Below are 3,775 nucleotides of genomic sequence, written 5' to 3' on the forward strand. Positions count from 1 at the left end.
CTGACTATGTTTTTTGTATTTCGTTTTTTTCAGGATTATCACAACTTTTAAAATATATTTCTAGAAAAATACTTCTCTAGTATAAAATGAAGTTGAATTTTTATTATTCTAAAATTTTATAGTTTCTTAAAGAATAAAAAAAACTGCAGAAATTTTTTCTGCAGCAATATATTTGATAAAATTATATTTTATCTCTCATATCTTTGTCTGAATTAAAAAAAGATAATTAAACCTAATCTATTTCCCAGGTTTAACCGGCATCTTTACCTTGAAAAAATAAGTGCCAGCTCATAATCTTCCTTGTTTATAGTTTTTTTACCTTCCCAGGCATGTGAGATAGGGTGAGTGACTATTGTATTGCCCTCTATTCCTATCATGACTCCACCCTGGCCTTGAGACAATATCTCCACGGCTTTGGCACCCATTTTAGTGGCAAGTACTCTGTCAAATCCTGAGGGAACACCACCTCTTTGGACATGGCCTAGTACAACAGGCCTTATGTCTGTATGAATCTTTCCTTTGAGAGTTTCTGCAACCTCTATAGCAGAGCCTACCCCTTCAGAAACCAAAACTATATCATGAAGTTTCCCTCTTTTTCTTCTCTGCTGGAGCTGGTAAGCCAGAACCTCTATAGGATTATCCTGTTCTGGAATGAGCAGACCGTCTCCACCTCCTGCCAGTGAGGCATAAAGAGCCAGGTCACCTGCATTTCTTCCCATTACCTCCACTAAAATTGTCCTTTCATGGGAGATAGCAGTATCATTTATTTTTCCTATGGCATCCAAAATTGTATTCAGACAAGTATCAAACCCTATAGTATAGTCTGTACCAATAATATCGTTGTCTATTGTTCCCGGTATTCCCACTACCTTGATACCATGCTCCTTAAAAAGGCAGTCTGCCCCGTGAAATGAACCGTCTCCGCCGATTACAACAAGACCTTCTATACCACGTTTTTGCAGGTTTTTAGCAGCTATTGCTCTTATTTTAGGATCTTTAAATTCCGGGCATCTAGCAGTAAGAAGAGTAGTCCCTCCTCTGTCTATTATCCCTCCGAAATCTTTTTCGGTCATTCTAAAAATCTCATCATTCAGCATCCCGAGAAAACCTCTTTTTATTCCGTATACCTCTATCCCTTGGTGCAGTGCCATCTTTCCCGCGGCTCTCACAGCTGCATTCATCCCTGGAGAATCTCCACCACTGGTTAGTATTCCTATGTTTTTTATCACTCTTTTCCCCCCTGATTATTAATTATTCAGAAAAAGCACCCATTTTTCTAAATTTTTCGTATCTATTTTCAAGAAGTTCTTCCACGCTGTTCTCCTGAAGTTCAGATATGGCACTCAGAATTTGTTTTTTTACATTTTCTGTCATCTCGTCATAATTTCTGTGGGCCCCACCTACAGGTTCCGGGATGATTCCGTCTATTATACCAAGTTCTAGTACACTGTCTGCAGATACCCTCAGACTTTTAGCAGCCTCTGGTCCCTTGGTAGCGTCTTTGAATAATATTGCTGCACATCCTTCAGGAGATATTACTGAGTATATTGAATTTTCACACATATAAACCCTGTCAGCCACTCCAAAGGCCAGTGCTCCTCCGCTTCCACCTTCTCCTATTACAATGGCAGTTATAGGCACCTTCAGTCCGGCCATCTCTAGAAGATTTCTGGCAATAGCTTCCCCCTGTCCGTGTTTTTCAGCTTCGATACCTGGATATGCTCCCGGGGTATCTATAAGTGTTACTATTGGCACATTAAACCTCTCAGCCATCTTCATAAGTCTAAGAGCTTTTCTGTATCCTTCTGGGTTTGCCATACCGAAGTTCCTATGAATTTTTTCTTCTACTTCACGTCCCTTTTGATGACCTATAAGCATTACTTTTTTACCATCTATTTTGCAAAGACCAGCCACTACTGAAGGGTCATCTTTGTAAAGTCTGTCTCCGTGAAGTTCTATAAAATCACTTGTTATATATTCTACATAATCAAGTGTATAAGGTCTTTTTGGGTGTCTAGCCACCTGTACTCTGTCCCAAGGCCCGAGATTGGCATAGATCTCTTTCATCTTTTGATCATATTCATTTTTTAGTCTATTTATCTCTCCTGAAAGGTCTATTTTTTTAGCCTCAGAAAACTCTTTTAATTCTATTATTTTTTTTTCAAGTTCAAGTATATCCTTTTCAAACTCCATTTTATACCTCCTCTATATATTCCTCTTATAAAAGATTTCCGAGGATTTTTGCAACTGTGTCTTTTAATTCCTCTCTTTTTGCCACAACGTCCAGCATTCCGTATTTTAAAAGGAATTCACTCTTTTGGAATCCTTCAGGGAGCTTCTGTTTGATTGTCTGCTCAATAACTCTAGGCCCTGCAAATCCTATAAGTGCATCAGGTTCACTGATGTTGACATCTCCAAGCATTGCAAATGAAGCTGTAACTCCTCCTGTGGTAGGGTTTACAGGTATTGATATAAAGGGAAGTCCTTTTCCTCTGAGTCTTTCCAGAGCTGCTGATGTCTTTGCCATTTGCATCAGGGATAAAATCCCCTCGTGCATTCTAGCTCCTCCCGAAGTGGACACTACTATCACAGGAATATTCTCCTCTATACCTCTTTCGATGGCTCTTGTTATCTTTTCCCCTACAACAGAACCCATACTTCCCCCTAGGAAGTTAAACTCCATTACAGCTATACTCACTCTTATTCCGTTCATTTCTCCCGTCCCAGAGAGGGCACCGTCTTTCATCCCCACTTTTTTCTGAGTCTCGGCATATCTGTCTGCATATCCTGGAAAACCAAGAGGATCCACAGATATCATGTCTTTGTCATATTCCACAAAGGTTCCCTCGTCAATAAGAAGGTTTACCCTCTCTGTAGAATTCATCACAAAATAATGATCGCAGTTAGTACATTTTTGAAGATTGCTTTCGATATCACTCTTATAGAGGATTTCATGGCAGCTAGGACATTTTACCCATAGTCCTGATACCTTTACCTCTTCTGATTTTCTTTTTACACTTCTATCTACAGTTATGGTTGCATACTTCTTTTTGCTTCTTGAAAAAATTCCCAATTTTATCACTCCTTCCGGATACAATAATAACGCCCGTTTTTTATAACAACACATATTTTACACAATTTCCCATTATATTTCAATTAGAATTTAAGTTCAACTCTGCCACATGTGTAAAATATTCTGTTTGAAGGGCACAGAACCTTTAAAATATATCTTTTGGATTTTAAAATTAAATACAACAATGCATTTCGAATCTAAAAAACCCTAATTTTTTTCAGATTAAACTCTTTTTCTACTTATTATTTACAGTATTTCCCTCCTAATTTAATCTTTTCTTAAATTATCTTTATTGGTAGAAACATCTCCCTTTTTAAGAGTAAAACTTATTAAGTTTCCAATTAGAAGTCAGCTTTTTTTAACTACTTATAGATAATTTTGACCAAATAAAAAATATTTCCTAAATTTAAATCTAATAAAAAATATTTTTGAGAGTTTAATCATTTTTAAGTTTTTTCTTTAATTAATCATAAAATCTTTATATTTTATAGATATTCCCTTGAACTTATATTATACAAAGAAATACCTATAAGTCTTTTTTCAAAATTAATTACACAGTTCAAGAAATTAAAATATTCTTACATTCAATGTTTTGGCTTATAAAAATATTTCAGAAAATTTTATACGATTTGGTTTATAAAATAAATTTCCTTTAATAATTACTAAAGGGTATATATTTTGTGGTTGTGCAGTATAGGCACC

3 protein-coding genes are annotated in these 3,775 nt (G+C 36.2%); all 3 read right to left on the minus strand.

Annotated elements, in window-relative coordinates:
• Positions 1 to 263 precede the first annotated feature (263 nt).
• The 3 genes from pfkA to accD are packed head-to-tail and all read right to left on the minus strand — an operon-like array spanning position 264 to position 3,073.
• Complete coding sequence (pfkA, locus tag ABZA26_RS09895) at positions 264 to 1,226, minus strand: 6-phosphofructokinase (protein WP_372714360.1); 963 nt, start codon at positions 1,224 to 1,226, stop codon at positions 264 to 266.
• Positions 1,227 to 1,251: 25 nt separating this feature from the next.
• Entirely contained in the window at positions 1,252 to 2,193 is a 942-nt protein-coding gene (locus tag ABZA26_RS09900) for an acetyl-CoA carboxylase carboxyltransferase subunit alpha (RefSeq protein ID WP_372714358.1), read from the minus strand.
• A gap of 25 nt (positions 2,194 to 2,218) precedes the next feature.
• Positions 2,219 to 3,073: an acetyl-CoA carboxylase, carboxyltransferase subunit beta gene (gene accD / locus ABZA26_RS09905; protein ID WP_372714359.1), complete on the minus strand. Its 855-nt coding sequence runs from the start codon at positions 3,071 to 3,073 to the stop codon at positions 2,219 to 2,221.
• Between the last annotated feature and the right edge of the window lie 702 nt (positions 3,074 to 3,775).

The organism is Ilyobacter sp. (assembly GCF_041583315.1).
In the GTDB taxonomy this organism is placed as follows: domain Bacteria; phylum Fusobacteriota; class Fusobacteriia; order Fusobacteriales; family Fusobacteriaceae; genus Ilyobacter.

Excerpts from the sequence above, each read along its gene's own strand:
- ABZA26_RS09900 (WP_372714358.1), bottom strand. The coding sequence starts at position 2,193 with ATGGAGTTTGAAAAGGATATACTTGAACTTGAAAAAAAAATAATAGAA.